The sequence below is a fragment of the Wolbachia endosymbiont (group A) of Therophilus tumidulus genome, assembly GCF_964277345.1.
In the GTDB taxonomy this organism is placed as follows: Bacteria; Pseudomonadota; Alphaproteobacteria; order Rickettsiales; family Anaplasmataceae; genus Wolbachia; species Wolbachia pipientis.
In genome coordinates this window covers 1,383,448-1,403,370 of the sequence record NZ_OZ195515.1, presented here as the reverse complement: position 1 = coordinate 1,403,370, position 19,923 = coordinate 1,383,448, and the positions used below count along the sequence as shown (strand labels likewise).

Below are 19,923 nucleotides of genomic sequence, written 5' to 3'. Positions count from 1 at the left end.
GGCAAGTATTTATCAATAAATATCCTCCTGGTTCTATTGTTTCTGGTGAAGTGAAGAATAATACCGGCTCATATGTATCTGTTGCTTTCGGTGATTCTGAAATAGATGAGAACGTAGAAGGGACAATATATGTGAAAGATTTTAGTTGGTCTAAAAATGGTTCAGATGAGATAAAGAAGTATAATGTAGGTGATAAAATAGAAGCAAAAGTAATAAGGGCTAACGTGAATCGGGCAAGAATTTATCTTGGAATAAAACAAATAGAGTATGATCCTCTTGAAGAACTGATAAAGAAAGTTAAGGTAGGTGATAAAATACAGGTTATTGTAGGTAAGAGAGAAGATAATGGACTAGTCGTTGAAGTTGAGAACGATGTAACCCTTCTAATAGATCAAGAGCATTTACCAGAGAATAAAAAATTCTCTATATCAGAAAAAATAGAAGTTGAAGTATTGGGTGTTGAAGAATATAACATAGCATTATCTGCTAAGTGATAAGGTTTACTTATTTTGGCTTCATATAAATGGCAACAAAGTCTGATATAATAGCGAGGGTAGCAAAAAGACATCCTTTTTTAGATAAGATTGTTATAGCAGCTATAGTTGATAGATTTTTTGGGATACTTTCAAGCACATTGAAACATCATAATAGAGTTGAAATTAGGGGGTTTGGTTCTTTTTCAGTTAGAAGTTATAACTTGAAAGAAACAAGCCATTTAATGTTACAGAAGTTTACAAAGAATCAATACTTTAAAACATATTTTCGTAGCAGTAAAAAATTATCTGATTTGATAAATGAATAAAAATTTATACCATAAATAAGATGAAAGTAGGGGTTTGAGTTTATACTGTACGATAGAAATTTTTAGCACCATATGCAAGTAGTAGAAATAGTTATACGTAATAACACATATAAAATATCTTGCGAAAGTGGGAAGGGGAATCATTTATTACGCCTTGCTAATAGTTTTGACAAGTTAGTTAGTTCTGTATCTCAAAAAACTGGAGGTAAGGGTTCGGATGCATTAAATTTCTTACTTGCAGCACTAATTCTTGAGGATAAAATTTTAGAATTAACAAAGCGATTAGATGAAGTAAATCAAGAGCGCGAAAAGTATAGAAACGAGAAAAGAATAGAATATACTGAGGTACTAGATAAGGTAAATAAGATTATCACTAATCTTGAGTGCATAAAGGATTAGCTTCAATAAAGCAAGCAATTAAATTGACTATCTGACTATTCAAGCCAGGAGGGAGGTTTGTCTTACGAGTTATGTAACAATATAATTCGTAATCATCAAGATCAACTATTTTTTCGTATTCGATTAGTTCGCTTAAGGAAAATTTATCAAGATATTTCAATGCGAAATGCCCTAAAAGTATATCGGTTTCTTTGCAACCCCTATGCCAGCTTCTATATATTAATTTTCTTCTGAGTAGTGAGGTATCTGTCATTACAATTAAACTTTTTTTAATTTAAAAGTTAAACTAAATACTTGTCAAGCGAGGCGCATTTTAATATACTTAACATTTTGTTAAGATCTAAATATACAGGTGGAATTAATTTCTAATCTTATCCATCAATTTAGCGATGGAATATATTATTTTTTATCATTTTCTTTAATAATTTCTGTCATAGTATTCGTGCATGAATATGGGCATTATGTTGTTGCCAAAGCATGCAAAGTTAAAGTTGAATCTTTTTCCATAGGTTTTGGTCCTGAAATTTTTGGTTTTAACGATAAGTCTGGAACTAGATGGAAATTAAGCGTTGTTCCATTGGGTGGTTATGTTAAAATGCTAGGAGATACTAATGCAGCGAGTGTCCCAGCTGATCAACAAGAATTAACGGAAGAAGAAAAATTGTATTCATTTCATACAAAACCGCGTCATAAAAAAGCAGCAGTAGTTTTTGCAGGGCCTTTTGCAAACATGGTATTTGCTGTTATAGCTTTTACAATATTTTTTAGCATAGCAGGTTATTATCGCACTCCACCGGTGATTGAAAATGTAATCGAAGGTAGTGCAGCTAAGCAAGCTGGTTTGTTGCCAGGTGACACTATTACACAAATCAATGAGCATAAAATAAAATACTTTGAAGATATTTCACGTGTGATAATGTCGAATCCTAAAACAAGAATGGAGATTGAGTATAGCAGAAATAATGAGAAGCACAGGACCAGTTTAACTCCATTAATAATCAAGGACAAAGACGTTTTTGGCAACACAATAGAAAGAGAAACTATAGGGATTATTTCAGTCAATACATTAAAGCAGTCGTCTTTTCTTGGGGCTGTGAGCTTATCAGTAAGTGAAACTTACCACACTATGTGCTTAACGATTAAAGCTATCTTTCAAATTATTGTTGGTAAGAGGAGTGCAAGTGAAATAGGTGGACCAATAAAAATCGCAAAATATTCAGGACAATCAGCTAAAAAGGGATTTATTATGGTTCTATATTTTATGGCAATCATTTCAGCTAATTTAGCTGCAATTAACTTGCTGCCAATACCACTGCTAGATGGTGGGCATTTATTTCATTATATCATAGAAGCGGTTATACGTAGGGATTTAAGCTTGAAATGTCAAAAATATGCAGCTATTTTTGGTGCTTTAGTGTTGTTTTTGCTTATGGCAACTGGAATGTCAAATGATATTAGGGATCTTTTTTGAAATAAAATATGAAAAAGCTATTTTATATACTGGTAGTGGTTTTTATTTCTTTTCCTGCCCTGCTTGTTGCTTTAGGAACTGCGGAAAAAGTGCAGGTGAAAGATGTCAAATGTATTGGTAATGAGAGGGTAAGCAACCAGACAATAGGGTTCTATATAAAACTAAAATCTGGTGATTATATAAACGACGATGATATAGACTCAATTATAAAAGATCTATATAAAACAAAGTTATTTGCTAGTGTTAATGCTTACATAGATGATAAAAAAAATTTAGTAATAAAAATTCAAGAAAATCCACTGATTAACAAGGTAGTGTTAAAAGGCAATAAGTTATTTAACAGCAAAGAGCTGCTAAGTAATGTGATTCAATCAAAGTCGCTAACTATTTTAACTGAAACAAAATTGCAAAACGATTTAGTGAATTTAGTCACTACTTATAGAAATAACGGTAAGATTGGTGTTAAAATTGAATATGACCTGAATAAGCTTGATGGCAATAGAGTCAATCTAATTTTTAAAATAAAAGAAGGCAAAACCTCTAAAATTAAGGATATAAGATTTATAGGCAACAAAAACTTTTCTGAAAATGAGCTAGAGCAAGTTATCAAAAGACATAGTAATGACATATTTAGTAAGTTATTTAGAGCTATTTTTAAAGGCGGAAATCATTATTCACCGCAATATCTATTGATTAACACAGAATTGCTCGATCATTTTTATTCATCTAAAGGATATATTCAAAATAATATTCAACCAATTGTTGAGGTTGATAATAACAATCAAACAGAGTTAACTTTTTTGATTGACGAAGGACAGCAGTATTTATTTGGAAATAATGAGGTTAATATTGAAACTGAAATTCAGGATTTGAGCCTAAAAGAAGAAATATTGGATTTTATAACAGAGGAAAACGATAAGATATTTAATAGAGTTAAAATTAATAATACAGTAGAAAAAATAAACAAATATTTAAATGAGAAAGGATATATATTTGCAAAAGTTAATCCAGAGTATGCACAACGTGACAATGTTGTAGATGTAACCTACAGAGTGCTGCCGGGTAAAAAGATTTATATAAATCAAATTACAATTGATGGTAACGATCGCACTTTAGATAAAGTGATCAGAAGTAAGCTAAGTGTAGCAGAAGGTGATGCGTACAATATATCTGAGATTCAAAAGTCACGTAAAAAACTAATGAGTAGTGATTTTTTTGAAACAGTGAAAGTAAATAGTTATGCAGTTAATGATAATGCAGTAAATCTTGACTTAAGTGTTAAAGAAAAAAACACTACTTCGTTGTATTTGGGAGGAGGTGTGTCTCTTCCTGGTGGAGCATTGATTAAAATTGACCTCAAAGACCGTAATTTATTTGGTACTGGAAAAGAGCTCTCTTTTGCTCTTGAAAAAAGTCAATACGTATTTTCTACTGATTTAGAGTTTGTTGAAAATAATTTTAACGATTCTGATACGTCACTAGGCATGGGTGTATTTTATGAAAAACAAGATAAACCAAACACTACTTTTGATAGTTGCGATATGGGATTTTTTACAAAGTTATCATATAAAGTCACAGAGAACTTAACTAATTCCCTTCGCTATTCTTATAAGTATAATCATATACACATGGATAATAAGGGTGGACAAGACACCGATATCTCTGAAATAATACTGGACCGAAAAGGTAAACATCAGATTTCATCAGTGGGATACACGTTGGCATATAATAAACTGGATAACCTCTATACTCCAAAAGAAGGGTATTTACTGCGTTTAAGTCAGGATATTTCAGGATTGGGAGGAAACGTGAATTTCCTGAAATCTGAATTCTTATCTTTTTATACGCACCCTATATTAAGCAAAATTGACGATGATATAACGCTACGCTTTAAGATGGCGGCAGGTCATATTTTTTCTTATACTGATGAAAATCTAAACATTGGCCAGCACTTTTTTAAAGGGGGTAATGAGATTAGAGGGTTTGACCTTTCCGGTATTGGACCAAGAGCAGAAGACAAAAATAAAAGCTCATTAGGAGGCAAAACTTATTTTAATCTAACACAGCAAGTGGATTTTCCTCTACCAAAACTATATGACTATGCTGGTATCAAAGGCTCACTATTTGTTGACTATGCAACACTTTTTGGCTTAGATGATAAAAATAAGAAGTATGAAGGGAAATACTATGATAGCAAGCTTGTGAGAGTGTCACCAGGTTTTGGCTTTTCAATGCTTTCTCCTTTTGGTAGACTTAGATTGGATTTCGGGTTTCCTTTAGTAAAGGAATCTTATGATATAATACCATCACCAAATGTTAAATTTTCTATTGAAGCGGGGATTTGAATGAAATATATACAGTTATTTATATCAGTTATTGCCTTAATTATTTCCTTATTTGTGGGGTATAAGTTTGTAGGATATCAACCTCAGAACACAAAGGCTGCAATTATCGATAGTGACAAAGTCATCAATGAATCTCTTGCTCTGCAAAATATACAACAACAAATAAAGGAGCAGAATTCTAGATTACAACAAGAATTTGAAAATGAGTTAGAAAAACTTAAGCCATCAAAAGAAGAATTTGACCTTTTGTCAGAAGAAGCAAAAAAGGAAAAGACAGGACAATTTAATAAGCACACTGTAAATGTTAGAGATAATTATGCTAAAAAAATGTTACATTTAGAAGAAAGCTATAGAGAAGCAGTAGAGAGTGTTTTTAACAAGATAAAAGAAGTCGCTAAAAAAACGGCAGAAAAAAACAACATAGATTTGGTACTATTTATTTCAAAAAAGAACCAAGTTTTATACTCCATGGATGAAGTTGATTTATCAGATGTGGTATTAAACAATATAAACAAGGAAATACCTGAATTTGCTTTAAAAGGCATTGAATAGACTTATGCAATTTAATATCAGTGATATTATAAAAACACTACCACATTCTTATCCGTTTCTCTTAGTAGATAGAGTTATAGAGTGTGATCCTGGTAAAAGTATAAAAGCAATCAAAAATGTGACTTTCAATGAGCCATTTTTTATTGGCCACTTCCCTGGTCATCCGATAATGCCAGGAGTCTTGATAATTGAATCTCTAGCTCAGGCATCTGCTATATGTGTTCTAGGTAAAGAAACAATAGAAAATAAAGTTGTTTACTTGAGATCCATTGAAAATGCAAAATTCAGAAAGCTAGTTACTCCAGGGGACACATTGATTCTTCAAGCTAACATTCAAAGTGTGTGTTTAGGTGTATACAAATTTAGGTGTATTGCATCTGTTAGCGAAGAAAAAGTTGCAGAAGCAACAATCTCAGCAGTATTGCAAAATAAATAAAATCTTCATCTGTAAGAAACAGCATGTACACTTTATAGTATAGCAATGAAGCTGAATTTCAAAATCTCATTTTCGAATCTATATACTCGCAATGGATTAACAAAATTAGATGAGACATTTTTGAATTATATTAAATCATGTGATGAGAGCTTGTTTTGTTCATTAATTGAAGCAAGAGAAAAAGCAGCTTCTTCTTCGATGTCATCCCAGTGTCACCTCCCATCATCCCAGTGTCACCCCCCGTCATCCCAGTGCTTGACACTGGGATCTAGAAAACAAGAAGGACGGTCAGCTACTTGGATGACAGATAGTCAGTTAATAGTAGACCTCTCATATTTACTTGATGAATTTATTGCAAAACTTTTCAATGTTGAAAAAGAAATAGAGGAGCTAAAGAAAAAGCACAACGACTTTGCTGTAATATATAAGTGCAAAAGATTATTTGTCCAACGCTATGCATTGAAGAAATACACTAATGTGGCGAATATAGATATTACTAACAAACTAAGTCATTTTCTCACTTTGCCAACAACAGAAAAAAATTTTGCTGAGCAGGTGATGCATTGGTTTGAAGATAAAGAAAATCACAAAGAAGAAATAGAACTTGCAGCACAATATGCAGTGTGGAGAGTAAAAAATAAACAGAGTATATTATTCAGTATTCATAAAAAAATCGACCACGAAAACCTCATACCATTTTCTAAAAAAGAAGTGGACAAAGTTGAAGTGCTGTATTCAAATGAAGTAAAAAGACGATACGGTTTTGATCTAACAAGCAAAAAGGTGAGTTTGAATAAAGCACTAGATAATGCTCACTACTGCATATTTTGTCATAAGCAAAGTAAGGACAGCTGCTCAAAGGGGCTAATTAATAACGACAATACTTTTAAACAATCTCCACTAAAAGTTGAACTGCACGGCTGCCCACTAGAGCAGAAAATATCAGAAATGAATCTGGTGAAAAGCGAAGGATACAGCATTGCAAGTCTTGCAATTGTGATGATAGATAACCCATTATGTGCGGCTACTGGACACAGAATATGCAATGACTGCATGAATTCGTGCATATATCAAAAACAAGAACCCGTAAATGTGCCAGCAATTGAAACAAGGATTCTGGATGATGTGCTCAGTTTACCGTACGGATTTGAAATATATTCTCTGCTCAGCCGTTGGAATCCTTTAAATTTTCAGCGTTCATTGCCAAGAGGAAACACTGGAAAAAACGTTCTAGTTGTAGGCCTTGGTCCTGCTGGTTTTAATTTAGCTCATCATTTGTTGAATGATGGGCATAACGTTATTGCCATTGATGGACTAAAAATTGAGCCTTTGATCGATAATTTCCAGCTAATTAAAGATTTCAAACACGAAAAATTGAGTGAACGCACGGCAGGAGGGTTTGGTGGGGTGGCAGAATATGGCATTACTTCTCGGTGGGATAAGAATTACTTAAAGATTATTAGATTACTGCTGGAAAGACGTGAGAATTTCGTACTTTATGGAGGCATTCGTTTTGGTGGCACGATTAATGCTGATGACGCGTTCAACTTGGGTTTTGATCACATCGCCCTAGCACTTGGCTCTGGTAAGCCACGAATGATCAAAATAAAAAACATACTAGCTCGTGGAGTACGCATGGCATCTGATTTTCTGATGTCGTTACAACTGACTGGCGCTCTTAAATTTGATTCTATAGCAAATCTGCAAGTTCGTATGCCGATAGTTGTCATAGGGGCGGGGCTTACTGCGATTGACACTGCCACTGAAGCTTTAGCGTATTATCCAATTCAAGTAGAAAAATTTCTTCTTCGTTATGAGATATTAGTTGATAAGTATGGAAAGGACTGTGTTGAAAAAGATTGGACAGAAGAAGAGCGCGAAATTGCGAATGAGTTTATATCGCACGCACAATTGATCCGAGAAAAGCAAAAGTTAGCAAAAAAAGAGAATAGAGAAATAAAAATATTAGAGTTAATGCAGAGCCTCGGGGGAGTGAAAGTTATATATAGAAAAGAGCTAAAAGATTCACCAAGTTATCGATTAAATAGCGAAGAGGTGCAAAACGCATTATCAGAAGGGATTTACTTTATTGAAAACTTAGAGCCAGTTGAAGTTGTGACGGATAAATATAACCATGCTGAATTAATAAAACTGATAGACACAAAATCCGGCGAAATCAAACGTATAAAAGCACGTTCTATTTTTATAGCAGCAGGTACTGAGCCAAATACAGTTATTGCAACAGAAGATAAAAAGCATTTTAAATTAAGTAATGGGTATTTTACTCATTTGAATTCATCAGGAAAAGAAATAGACCCAATATTTTCTCCTAAAATGCAAAATAAAGATAGAATATTAGTGTATAAGCAAGGCAATAAAACAATCAGCTTTTTTGGTGATCTTCACCCTTCGTATAGTGGCAGCGTCGTGAAAGCTATGGCAAGTGCTAAGAACGGCTACCCTATTATTTCTCAGCTTTTGAGTGGAGTTAATAGCTTCGTTTCTGTCATTCCAGTGTGTGATGTTGTGGGCCAGAAAAAAAATGCGTGGTCAAGTGTTGAAGACCTGGCTAATAAAGAATTATTTAATAGAATCAAAGAGCAATTCACTGCAAAGGTTATAAAAGTTCAATATTTAACAGACAAAGTTGTGGAAATAGTGATCAAAGCACCACTTGCGGCAAAGAATTTTAAGCCTGGGCAATTCTTTAGATTGCAAAATTTTGAAACCAATGGCAGAAAAGCCAATAATACAAACCTTGCTATGGAAGGTATAGCCGTAACCGGCACTGAAGTAGACAAAAAAAAAGGAATTATTTCCACTATTGTGCTGGAAATCGGCGGCTCCACTAATTTATGCAGACACTTAAGAGAAGGCGAGCAAATAATTCTTATGGGCCCAACTGGCAGACCTACTGAGGTTTACTAAGTCTCAATATTAAAGTGATGCCAAATTTTATTTCAAAAAGTAAATAATTTACTAACGCTCGTGCACAAATTAAAAATAAATTATGCACGAGTGTAGCGTTATGAATTAGGAGTGCTATATTAAAGCTTACCTCACTATTAAAGCTATCGGTCAGATTAGATTAAAAACCTAATCTGACCGGTTTCTCTATAACCCTCTAAACTCTGATATAATTATATGATAATTAGTTTAATTAGTGGTTAATATGCAAATTGATTTTATTCATATATTGAGATAGCATAAACCATATTGGTTTTAATTATTGTGCAACTTTATAAATCGTCACTGTTACTTCTACTGACTGTATTAATAGTTATAGTCCTAAAATTACCTGAAAATTTGAGCATTGCAGTAAATTGGTCTCTCCCAATTCTAGATTTTGATTTATCTTTTCGTACCATACTAATATCTTTTTTATCAGTTGCATTTTTAGCTGTTCTACCAGCACAAAATTTGACTTTTTCAGAGATGCTATCTTTTGCTGCTTACACTATTAGTTCACTTTATGCAGTTTTATCTGAACATATGATATTGGTTATAATATTCTGTGAATTAATGACCATCAGTGCATTTTTTATTATCGCAGCTAGCTGTAGAGATAGTGGACCTGCAATAAGGTACGCTTGTGTACACTTTTTCGTTGGAGTTATATTAATAGCAGGATTGGCACTTCAAAGCACTAACCTGATAATTTTGGGTTTATTGATAAACTGCGCTTGTTTTCCTTTTTCATTTTGGGTTGTTGATGCATATCCTGCTGCATCGCTACATGGCACCACATATCTCTCTTTATTTACCACTAAAGTCTCTTTTTTAGTGATGCTTTTACACACTTATAACCTATGGCAAGATTGTACTGAAATATTAGCGCTTGTAGGCGCCATCACTGCAATTTACAGCATTATATTTGCTTCTCTTGAGCAAAATATTCGCAGATTTTTATGCTATAACGTTGTAGGACAAATGGGCTTGCTGATTATTGCAGGAAGTTTGCTCAGTCCTTCGGAAAAAGCAATACCAATTTTGATACTGCATATAATCTTCTCTCTTGTTTATCAATCATTATTGTTTGTGGTCAGTAATTCGATTATTTCACAAACAAAAACAATTAGTTTTAATGGAGTGGGTAAACTGATGTCAGTGGAAGGCATGTGTGCTATAATCGCAATACTTACAATGGCTGCATTTCCTGGAACCGTTGGATTTATCAGTAAATCATATATCACAGCTGAAATTGAAATGAACACTGTTGCCTTAAAAGGGTATAAAAATTTATATAAGCTTCTAAATTTGCTGCTTCATTTAAGCGTGGGGCTAAAGTTTCTTTATTACTTATTTATTGCAAAAAGTAAGTCAAAACCTTTAGCAGAGAGAGGAGGCAAAATGACTATGATTATTTTAGCATTTATATGCGTAATCGCTGGCAATCCTTACTTACCTATTTACAATAAACCTTCGATTTTCGATTTTGTGTACAACACAAAAAATATTTGGTCGCAATTTAATTTATTACTATGTACCACTTTATTGTTTATTCCTTTACGCAAGTTATTTTACCCGAGAGTAAATTTTAAAATGGATGTTGATTGGATTTTTAGAGCTTTCATACCCTATATTATCTTGCTGTTCAATCAGTTAGTCTCTAAAACTAGAGAAATGTTTGCCAGCGTAGTGCAAAACTTGACTAATCCACTTGTTGGTTTATACTTTAATAATATTACTAAACTTAAAGAAGTGCTGAGTTATAACTCAGTGAGTTTTGTTTCAGCTTCTTCTCTCTTTTTAATGAGTATTCTACTAATGCTATTATGTTTAAATCGTTAACTGAAAGTTTAAATTCTGTATTTAGTAAACTGAGAGGAAAGTCAATCATTTCTGAAGATGATTTTAATCTTGCCATGCGTGAAATACGCATAGCCTTAATTGAAGCTGACGTTTCACTTGAAGTTGCAAAAAAATTCATCAACGACATTAAAGATAAAGTGATTGGGGAAAAAGTCATAAAAAGTGTTTCTCCAGCACAAATGATAATTAAAATTGTACAGGATAATTTAGTTGCAGTTCTCGGATCAGAGAAAAGTGACTTAAATCTAGCAGTTAAACCCCCTGCTGTGATTATGATGGTGGGCTTACAAGGTGCAGGTAAAACAACTACCTCAGGAAAGCTTGCTTTAAAACTAAAAAAGCAAAAGAAAAAAGTGATGCTTGCCTCTTTAGACATTTATAGGCCTGCTGCCCAGAAACAACTTGAAGTGCTAGGTAAACAAATAGATGTGCAAACTTTACCTGTAGTAATAGATGAGAAGCCCATTACAATTACAAAAAGGGCAATAGCAATAGCAAAGAACGATAATTATGATGTATTAATACTAGACACTGCAGGCAGGCTTCATATTGACAATAATATGATGAATGAGTTGAAAGCCGTAAAGGAAATAGCTTCACCTGCAGAAGTTATTTTAGTAGCCGACGCAATGATAGGCCAGGATGCGGTCAACATTGCCAAATCATTCAATGAGGTAATAGGTGTAACCGGCATTATTCTCACCCGTGTTGATGGTGATGCACGTGGTGGTGCTGCTCTTTCTATGAAAATGATCGCCGATTGTCCAATTAAATTTATTGCTTGTGGTGAAAAATTAAGTGACCTCGATGATTTTTATCCCGATAGAATTGCAAAAAGGATACTTAGCATGGGTGATGTTGTCTCATTGGTTGAAAAAGCTGCTGAGATTGTTGGTCAGGAAGAAATTGATAAGTTACAAAAGAAAGTAAAAAAAGGTAAATTCGACCTAAACGACCTAGTGGGAATGTTAAAAACTCTGAGTAAAATGGATGGCATTAGCAACATAATGAAATTCATTCCTAGTTCATTTACAAAAAAGCTAAGTAGCAGTGTGCCAGATGACAATAAAGTGAAAAAATATATAGCCATCATAAACTCAATGACTGAAAAAGAAAGGCAAAATCCAGATATTTTAAATGGCAAAAGAAGACTTAGAATTTCTAAGGGGTCCGGAACAACTGTAACTGACATTAATCTTCTAATTAAGCAGTATAATCAAATGAGCTCTATGGTAAATAAGTTCAGTAAAGTTGACCATAGTAAACTCAAAGAATCTGATTTGATGGATATGCTAAGCAGAAAGTAAGTCAGCAGGTAGTGGAATGAGACAAATCATCAGTAAACCTTTAGCTATATCAAAAGCGGCTTAGGTCTCGCAAAAAAATTTACAGCTTCTTGCTAGCCAAGAAATTTATTATTAATTTTAAGAAATACTATAGCTGACCCAAGCAACACGTCATACCGCCGTGGTATCTCTAGATCCCGCTAACACGTAGCGGGATGACGAGGCTTACCTTATCGGATTGTTTCAACACGTCATACCGCGATTCATTCGCGGTATCTCAGCCGCTAACAAGCAGCGGGATACTATCTACACCGTCATACCGCGATTCATTCGCGGTATCTCATCCGCTAACAAGAGATCCCGCTAACAAGCAGCGGGATGACGAGTTACTATACCGCTGCGAACCGTCATACCGCCGCGGTATCTCTAGATCCCGCTAACACGTAGCGGGATGACGAATTACTTAACCACCATCTACACCGTCATACCGCGATTCATTCGCGGTATCTCAAAGCATAGATCCCGCTAACACGTAGCGGGATGACGAGGTCATGCCACCGCGCGAACCGTCATACCGTCACGGTATCTCTAGATCCCGCTAACACGTAGGGGAATGACGAGGTCATGCCGCCGCAAACCGTCATACCGCCGCGAACCGTCATACCGCGATTCATTCGCGGTATCTCTAGATCCCGCTAACAAGCAGCGGGATGACGGTTGTTGTTTAGCTATAAATATTAAGAAATTTACCAAACGAAAAAAAAGGCAAAAGAAGCCCTGGGGTTATTATCCGCTTTAAAATATTGGCGTTTTTTATGTTTTAAACGCTTGACAAGCAAGATTAAGCTGCTTTTAATTGCAACTAACTTACGCTGCAAATGTTTAAGAAGTTTACTAAGCAGAAAAAAAGACAAAGAACCCCCGAGTTAGCTAGTCTTTTACTATCTCTGTCGAGTATTGGCATTTTTTGATGTCTTGTAACGCTTTATAAGCGCGTTCAGCTTATTTAGATAAAAATCTAGATGTAGATGAAGTTTTGTAAAGACATACAGTATCTATATACTGCAAAAAATTGAACATAAGACGCCGATACATTAAGTAATCCTTACCTTTTAATCTGCAGATTGGCGAAAGCAAATACAATAGCTTCACTATCATGATAAGAGGGCTGGCGGAGTTTGTCAAGTAAGTTTTTTGTTTCTATTGAATGACAATTGTGGCTTGGGCAAGAAATCCATTGATTTACAGCAGGTTCTTTGTTACAGTCCACAGTTATGCAAAGAAACTTAAAGCCTCATGAGTTTATTTACAGCCAGTGGTTTACATAATTTGGAACTGTATAGCTGAGTATTGTATATGATAATATTGATAACAAACGATGATGGCTTTGGAAGTGAAGGAATAAAATTACTCAAAGAGGTTGCACGGAATTTTGCGTCAGAAATATGGATAGTGGCACCAGATACTGATAGAAGCGGAGCTGCAAGATCTCTTGATTATCCAGTGAAACAATCTATTGGAATAAAACAACATAGTGAAAGGGAATTTAGTGTGTCTGGTACTCCTGCAGATTGTGTCATTATTGCGCTAAATAAAGTTATGAATAAAAAACCAGACTTAATATTGTCCGGAGTAAATATTGGATCAAATGTCGGGGACGATATTTGTTATTCAGGAACAATTGGTGCTGTAATGGAAGGTGCTGCAAGGTCTATACCTTCTATTGCGCTAAGCCAAGTTTATCATGATAAAATAGACTGGCACAATACAAAGGTTTTTGCACCAAAGGTTATTGCCAAGCTAGTTAAGGTTGGTTGGCCTAAAAACATAGTGATGAGTGTAAATTTTCCTGCTACGGAAAAAGTAAAAGGAGTAGAATTTGCTGAACAAGGTGAATATAACATTGATGGGGATTTAACTTTTACTGAAAATTCGAATGGCTCTTTTAGCTTAAATTGGTCTCGAGAGCACTCAGGCAGTGGTAGTATAAATAAAATAAAAGAAGGATTTATTACTATTACACCGGTAAAATTAGATTTTACAGATTATGATACTTTGAATACTATGAAAAATTCTTGTGCAGACGAATTTTCTTCTATAGCTGACTGAGAAAAACATTTGCATTGCTCCTAATAGATATTTTCTATTGTGTTATCGCGAGCAATTATTTTTTCTTCACCTGTATCCATGTTTTTAATCTTTAAAGTTTTACTACTCAATTCTTCATCGCCAAAGATTAAAGCAGCTTTAGCATTTGCTTGATTTGCTTTTTTCATTCGGGTTCTGAGCGTTCCGCTATATTCATAGATTACATATAAACCATTTCTGCGCAATTCATTTGCAAGTGTTAAAGCATGTTTTTCAGCCTCTCTACCGATTGGAATTAGGTAAATAGGTCGCTCTTCTTTCGGAGAATAATTGATTAACTCCATTATGCGCTCAATACCCCCTGCAAATCCTATTGCTGGAGTGTGTTTTCCACCTACTGAAGATACTAAATTATCGTATCTTCCACCGGCAAAAACTGCCCCTTGTGCACCTAAATCCTCTGTAACAAACTCAAACACTGTGTGGCAATAATAATCCAAACCTCGAACTAGTTTATTGTTTACGGTATAAGGTATATCAAGAATTGTTAATCCATTTAGTATTTGTTCAAAGAAATCTGAGGACTCTTTCGTATAATAATTGCTGATTTTAGGCGCATCAGAAATTATTGATTTATCTTTCTCATCCTTGGAATCCAGTATTCTGAGTGGATTTTTGATCAACCTATTTTTGCTATCTTCTGATAGATCATTTTGATACTTTGTAAAGTATAAGATCAAAGCTTCTCTATATTTAGTTATTGTTTCACCATCACCTAAAGAGTTGATTTCCAGCTTTACATTTTTATTGATGCCAAATTCAGTTAGTAAGTGCTGAGCGAGTGATATCAATTCAATATCAGCTTTTGGATCTTCTATGCCAAAAACCTCAAAATTTATCTGATGAAATTGCCTTTGTCTTCCCTTTTGCGGTCTTTCATAGCGAAATGCAGGTCCTGTTGAGAATAATTTTATCGGTGTTTGCAGTTTTTTTTCAATGAGTAGCCTGACAATCGCTGCAGTGAACTCAGGACGTAAAGTTATGCTCTTTCCCCCTTTATCATTGAAGCTATACATCTCTTTAGTGATGATGTCTGAGCTATCACCTAAGGTTTTTGTAAAAACCTCCGTGCACTCAAATATTGGAGTTTGGGCGGGCAAAAAGCCGTATAAACTTGAGATTCTGTTTGCTGTTTGCTCTATGTATTTAAACTTGTACCATTCATCAAACAGGAGATCTTTTGTTCCTCTAACCGTTTGATTAGTCATAGTGTGGTCTCTATACCTGCAATCTCTGGTATGTGGTAGCTCAGCATATTTTGCACTCCTTGCTTTAAAGTAATTGCAGCACTTGGGCATCCAGAGCAAGCTCCTTGCAACTCAACATAAACTATTCCATCTTTATAGCCACGAAATTTGATATCGCCACCATCTTGAGCAACTGCAGGTTTGATATGACTTTCCATTAATTCTTTTATTCTATTTACAATTTCTATATCATTTTTATCAAAAAATTCTTCATCCGGTATATTATTATCATTTACTCCTTCTTTATCTAGTGCTTTTCCACCTGAAGTAAAGTGATCCATGATTGTAGTTAAAATTTCTACTTTTAATGTATCCCAATTAATTCCACCCAATTTTGTTACTGAAATAAAATCATGACCAAAAAACACTCTTACCACATGTTCTATTTGAAAAAGATTTGCTGCTAGTTTAGAATTTTTTATCTCATTCGCATTTGAAAAATCAGCAGTTTCTCCTTCGTTTAAAATTTCAAATCCAGGAAGGAATTTTAGCGTATTTGGGTTTGGTGTTTCTTCAATCTGGATGAACATGTTATTTACCATGACAATTATAATTGTTACTATTTAATCATAAAATGATAAAAAAATATACATGTCATTCATCTTTTTTCTTTTTTTAGTATTCATAGTAATTACATTTGTCTTGCCTAGCGTTGTTATATTTTTTCTTTTCCTGACAAAAAAAAATAATATGAGTTTCATGATGAACTCTATATTGAGTAAGTTTTTGAACGAATTTAGTAGCAGTAGAAGTTATACTGAAAATTACACTGGTGATAACATGTCCAAGGATGAAGCATTAAAGATACTGGGGCTGAATCCTGAGGCAAGTCAAAATGAAATCAATAAAGCATATCAAAATTTAATGAAATTAGTTCACCCAGATAAGGGAGGCTCGGAATATTTTGCGCAAAAGCTAAATGCGGCACGTGATAAATTGTTAAAAAAGTGATCTTAAAAAAAGTTTTCGTTTAACGAATTTCTTCCTTTGCTTTTTCTAAATACTCCAATATTGCTTCATGTAGTGCAGTCCATGTTATCTGTTCTTCCAGGGAAGGTATAAATTCTTGTCTCCAAGCATTCTTAAACTCCTGAAACCACTGTTTTTCAAAACCCTGAAATTCTAAAGAAATATCTACTTTAAAGCTATCAATTAAACTGGAAACTTCTGCAGCTTTAGAGCTATCTAGTGATTTTAAAGATAACACTCCACTCTTTAAAATCTCTAACTCTTCCAATACATTAAGCTTAAATGGTTTATAGAGTGAAGACCATATGCGATATCTTAAATAAGAATCATAGTATAACTTAATTTTGTACATTAAAGTGGTAGATGCATCAGGAGAAATGTTATTCTCATATTGTGCAAGAGAAGATAATAAATTCTCATAATCTACTTTGCTTAAACATGGTTGTAGAGTCGATTTAATTTTTTCACTAAAGGTTAGATAACTAGAAGAAATGCCATGACTATATTCACTAAAGAATTCAGGAAATATATCTGCTTGTTCTAGTTTAAGAGGTAGATCTTTTCTAATTTCTCTTGGTAAATTATGTATTGAAAACTGATAAATAACCCATACAAAATTCTCATCAAACTCATCTGAGTAATCAGCATTATTATCAGGAAAAATTACATTACCTTTCTTATCATTCCAAGGTTCTATCTTATAGAAAAATCTGTTCAGCCTTTGTTTTAATTTCAAAATACCTTCATTTCTATCACCTGCTTTATACAATGTTTTGCCCATTTTGTGTTTAGCATCTTTAGGGTTTATTCTGTCACTTATGTGCAATCCAATTTCATTTTTCTCTAATAACTCCCAATCAAACAATTTGTGTGGATCTGGTTTACGCATTGTATAGCCAAGCTCTGGATCATACACTATAGTTCCTATTTCAGAATGACTAAATATCATATCCCTTTTAATTTTAAAACGCTCCATAAGGTATAAAATCAGCTCTTTAACAGATCTCATTTGCTCTTCCGGAAAAGGCTCAAGTCCTGTGTTTACAATTTCAATACCTACAGAATAGTTGTTAAGCTTCCGTAACTCTTCAAGCTTACTATCTACCTTAACTCTTGCATAACTAATACCAGCATGCCATGCTTCTTTCTCTAATGGAACCATTAAGGTGATGCTGCCATCCCTATCGACAATAAAATGAACTGACAATCCTCTAGCATTCAGCGTATCTTTTGTACCTTTTAGTGTTGATGTTTCAGTATGGTGAACTATAACCATTAACACTTTTTTACCTGCCCTATCACCATAATTTAAAGCTGAAGCTGGATCTAAAAATAACAAATCCTGATCTTTCAATAATGGTAATTTTTCTTGTAAATCTTGAAAATCATTCTCGATATTGCTTGAACTGGATACTTGCCCAGATATGAGAAATGCTGAGACAGTAATCAGTAAAACTAATAAATATTTGTTGACTTTAGATAGTTGGATTTTCATACCATCTTCATAAACACTTTGTAGATAATTTTTCATTATATAGTTAGAATAGGGTTGTTGAATAAATTTACAAGACAAAATCATACTAGTCTGGTAGTAGTAACATGTTCAGAGATGGAGCATTTAAAGTGCTAGGAATAGATTCTGGAGCGAACCAAAATGAAATCAATAAAGCATATCAAAATTTAATGAAATTAGTTCACCCAGATAAAGGAGGCTCGGAATATTTTGCACAAAAATTAAACGCAGCACGTGACAGGTTGCTGAAGAGGTAATTAATATTGCTTTAAAGTTTTTATTTGTGCGTAAAGGATAAGTTGCTACAATAAAAAAATAAGATAAAAGTAGCAATGGACATGTGTTCAGAAAGGTTTAAGTTATGCAGGAAGATAACAAAAAAGAAACAATAAAAGAAGAAAAAGGCATATTAGGATGGATAGAATATAGATTGCCTATATTTTCTTTTCTAAGACACACTGCTTCTTACCAAGTGCCAAAAAACTTAAATTATGCTTGGAACTTTGGCTCTTTGGCTGGTATAGCGCTGATTTTACAAATAATAACAGGTATATTTCTTGCTATGCACTACACTCCGCATGTTGATTATGCGTTTAATAGTGTAGAGCGCATAATGCGAGATGTGAATTACGGGTGGTTAATACGCTACACTCACGCTGTTGGAGCATCGCTCTTCTTTATGGTAGTCTATGTTCATATAATGCGTGGATTATATTACGGATCTTATAAAAGACCGAGAGAGATGGTGTGGTTTATTGGAATATTTATATTTTTTGCAATGATGGCAACTGCCTTTATGGGATATGTATTGCCTTGGGGACAAATGAGTTTCTGGGGTGCAACAGTTATAACCAACTTATTTTCTGCTATACCTTTAATTGGCAATAAAATAGTTATATGGTTATGGGGTGGTTTTTCAGTGGATAACCCAACACTTAACCGTTTTTTCGCTCTGCATTATCTTCTGCCTTTTGTTATTATTGCTTTAGCTATGCTTCATGTGATAGCTCTGCATAGGTTTGGCTCTGGTAACCCAAGTGGAGTGGAGGTAAAATCAGATAAGGATACCATCCCTCTCTATCCTTATTATATAGTCAAGGATTGCATAACTTTTGGTCTGTTTTTTGTAGTTTTGTTCGCATTTGTTTTCTATGCTCCCAATTATCTTGGGCATCCAGACAATTATATAGAAGCTGATTCTATGGTCACTCCGGTACATATAGTGCCAGAGTGGTATTTTTTACCTTTTTATGCAATGCTACGTTCAATTCCAGATAAACTTACTGGTGTGCTTACCATGTTTGCGTCTATTTTAGTGTGGTTTTTGTTACCTTGGCTTGATAAATCAAAAGTTAAAAGTGGTGCTTATCGCCCGGTGTTTAAGAAATTTTTTTGGGTTTTTGCAATAAATTTTGTACTTCTTGCCTGGCTTGGAGGACAAGAGGTAAAAGAGCCTTACATCACTATGAGTAGGCTATCTACTCTTTATTACTTTGCATACTTTGTGATAGTTTTACCACTGCTTAGTAAGTATGAAAAGCCAAAAGAACCACCAAAAACCTTAAGTGATTCTGTGCCGGAGATGAGGTGATGTCAATTCAAAGCAGATCTCTTACAAAATTCTCTGTCATCCCAGAGCTCTCTTCTGTCATCCCAGAGCCCTCTTTTGTCATCCCAGTGCTTGACACTGGGATCCAGAAAAAAAATAAATGGATTCCAGCATCATGTACACAATTGTATGAACGTTGTATACAACACACAGTGTCATTCCACTATCTTCCGTTGTCATCCCAGTGCTTGACACTGGGATCCAGGTATAAAAATACTTACAAATCATGCAATGGACAACAGATTCTAGGAGTGCATGATAACCATAATGTCAGTGATGAAATAAGCTGGATTCCAGTGTCAGCTACTTGCATGACATCAATTCGAAATTTACT

General features: G+C 34.2%; 18 protein-coding genes. 14 read left to right on the top strand and 4 right to left on the bottom strand.

Annotated elements, in window-relative coordinates:
- The 3 genes from ACICQD_RS07435 to ACICQD_RS07425 all read left to right on the top strand — a co-directional run.
- The coding region (locus ACICQD_RS07435) for a S1 RNA-binding domain-containing protein (RefSeq protein WP_395461807.1) at positions 1–494 on the top strand (494 nt) is incomplete at its 5' end.
- A gap of 29 nt (positions 495–523) precedes the next feature.
- The gene (locus ACICQD_RS07430) at positions 524–802 is read left to right on the top strand and encodes an HU family DNA-binding protein (protein ID WP_010963035.1); all 279 of its coding nucleotides are present in this window, start codon (positions 524–526) and stop codon (positions 800–802) included.
- Positions 803–874: 72 nt separating this feature from the next.
- Positions 875–1,201 carry a cell division protein ZapA gene (locus tag ACICQD_RS07425; protein WP_010082086.1) on the top strand — a complete coding sequence of 109 codons (327 nt, stop codon included), beginning with the start codon at positions 875–877 and terminating at the stop codon, positions 1,199–1,201.
- Here the strand turns inward: ACICQD_RS07425 and ACICQD_RS07420 are convergent.
- Entirely contained in the window at positions 1,176–1,454 is a 279-nt protein-coding gene (locus ACICQD_RS07420) for a succinate dehydrogenase assembly factor 2 (protein ID WP_006279484.1), read from the bottom strand. The genes ACICQD_RS07425 and ACICQD_RS07420 overlap by 26 nt on opposite strands.
- Before the next feature lie 99 nt (positions 1,455–1,553).
- On the opposite strand from ACICQD_RS07420, the gene rseP reads away from it, so the two are divergent.
- The 8 genes from rseP (at position 1,554) to surE (ending at position 14,212) form a co-directional block, all read left to right on the top strand.
- The gene (gene rseP, locus ACICQD_RS07415) at positions 1,554–2,672 is read left to right on the top strand and encodes an RIP metalloprotease RseP (protein WP_010082085.1); all 1,119 of its coding nucleotides are present in this window, start codon (positions 1,554–1,556) and stop codon (positions 2,670–2,672) included.
- An 8-nt stretch (positions 2,673–2,680) separates the two neighbouring features.
- On the top strand, positions 2,681–5,017 hold the full coding sequence (bamA, locus tag ACICQD_RS07410) for an outer membrane protein assembly factor BamA (protein WP_138264850.1): 2,337 nt from the start codon (positions 2,681–2,683) through the stop codon (positions 5,015–5,017).
- Positions 5,018–5,569, top strand: coding sequence for an OmpH family outer membrane protein (locus ACICQD_RS07405; protein WP_209472492.1), 552 nt, complete (start codon positions 5,018–5,020; stop codon positions 5,567–5,569).
- Positions 5,570–5,573: 4 nt separating this feature from the next.
- Entirely contained in the window at positions 5,574–6,005 is a 432-nt protein-coding gene (gene fabZ / locus ACICQD_RS07400) for a 3-hydroxyacyl-ACP dehydratase FabZ (RefSeq protein WP_010082082.1), read from the top strand.
- Positions 6,006–6,050: 45 nt separating this feature from the next.
- Positions 6,051–8,933, top strand: a complete 2,883-nt coding sequence (locus ACICQD_RS07395; RefSeq protein ID WP_395461806.1) for an FAD-dependent oxidoreductase — start codon at positions 6,051–6,053, stop codon at positions 8,931–8,933.
- Between the two features lie 303 nt (positions 8,934–9,236).
- Positions 9,237–10,796, top strand: a complete 1,560-nt coding sequence (locus ACICQD_RS07390; RefSeq protein WP_264329484.1) for a proton-conducting transporter membrane subunit — start codon at positions 9,237–9,239, stop codon at positions 10,794–10,796.
- The gene (gene ffh / locus ACICQD_RS07385; protein ID WP_095742798.1) at positions 10,781–12,124 is read left to right on the top strand and encodes a signal recognition particle protein; all 1,344 of its coding nucleotides are present in this window, start codon (positions 10,781–10,783) and stop codon (positions 12,122–12,124) included. Before ACICQD_RS07390 ends, ffh begins: the two co-directional genes overlap by 16 nt.
- Before the next feature lie 1,335 nt (positions 12,125–13,459).
- Positions 13,460–14,212, top strand: coding sequence for a 5'/3'-nucleotidase SurE (surE, locus tag ACICQD_RS07380; protein ID WP_010081939.1), 753 nt, complete (start codon positions 13,460–13,462; stop codon positions 14,210–14,212).
- A 20-nt stretch (positions 14,213–14,232) separates the two neighbouring features.
- Here surE and hisS read toward each other — a convergent pair whose 3' ends face one another.
- Together hisS and ACICQD_RS07370 are read right to left on the bottom strand one after the other, a co-directional pair.
- Entirely contained in the window at positions 14,233–15,459 is a 1,227-nt protein-coding gene (hisS, locus tag ACICQD_RS07375) for a histidine--tRNA ligase (RefSeq protein WP_010963026.1), read from the bottom strand.
- Positions 15,456–16,028, bottom strand: a complete 573-nt coding sequence (locus ACICQD_RS07370) for a NifU family protein (RefSeq protein ID WP_265044031.1) — start codon at positions 16,026–16,028, stop codon at positions 15,456–15,458. The genes hisS and ACICQD_RS07370 overlap by 4 nt, the downstream gene beginning before the upstream one ends.
- Before the next feature lie 160 nt (positions 16,029–16,188).
- Between ACICQD_RS07370 and ACICQD_RS07365 the strand changes: the two genes are divergently transcribed.
- Positions 16,189–16,449, top strand: coding sequence for a J domain-containing protein (locus ACICQD_RS07365; protein WP_227738613.1), 261 nt, complete (start codon positions 16,189–16,191; stop codon positions 16,447–16,449).
- Between the two features lie 19 nt (positions 16,450–16,468).
- On the opposite strand, the gene ACICQD_RS07360 is transcribed toward ACICQD_RS07365, so the two are convergent.
- Positions 16,469–17,998: an N-acetylmuramoyl-L-alanine amidase gene (locus ACICQD_RS07360; RefSeq protein WP_223823148.1), complete on the bottom strand. Its 1,530-nt coding sequence runs from the start codon at positions 17,996–17,998 to the stop codon at positions 16,469–16,471.
- Positions 17,999–18,090: 92 nt separating this feature from the next.
- On the opposite strand from ACICQD_RS07360, the gene ACICQD_RS07355 reads away from it, so the two are divergent.
- Positions 18,091–18,237: a J domain-containing protein gene (locus ACICQD_RS07355; RefSeq protein WP_244663040.1), complete on the top strand. Its 147-nt coding sequence runs from the start codon at positions 18,091–18,093 to the stop codon at positions 18,235–18,237.
- 104 nt (positions 18,238–18,341) lie between these two features.
- Positions 18,342–19,571, top strand: coding sequence for a cytochrome b (locus ACICQD_RS07350; RefSeq protein WP_006280242.1), 1,230 nt, complete (start codon positions 18,342–18,344; stop codon positions 19,569–19,571).
- Positions 19,572–19,923 lie beyond the last annotated feature (352 nt).